Below are 295 nucleotides of genomic sequence, written 5' to 3' on the forward strand. Positions count from 1 at the left end.
TATTTCCTTTTTTGTTATATAAGGGTTCATTGGAAGACTTAGGATTTCATTAGAGATTTTCTCTGTAATAGGGAATTCTCCTTCTGTATGATTTATATACTCAAAGCATTCCTGAAGGTGAAGTGGCCTGGGATAATGTACTGCTGTTGGAATGCCAGCCTCCTTTAGTTTAGCAACTACCTCTTCACGATTTTTTACCCGTATTGAATACTGAGCCCATACAGAGGAATTTCCTGCTGCAACAATTGGAACCACTACTATATCCTTTAAAATATTTGTATATTCTTCAGCAACG

The 295-nt window shown here is 36.6% G+C and carries 1 protein-coding gene; it reads right to left on the reverse strand.

Translation table 11 applies throughout. The annotated features are described in order from the left end of the window. The coding region (locus HC175_RS22955) for a DegT/DnrJ/EryC1/StrS family aminotransferase (RefSeq protein ID WP_209310229.1) at nucleotides 1-295 on the reverse strand (295 nt) is incomplete at both ends.

The organism is Salinimicrobium oceani (assembly GCF_012037645.1).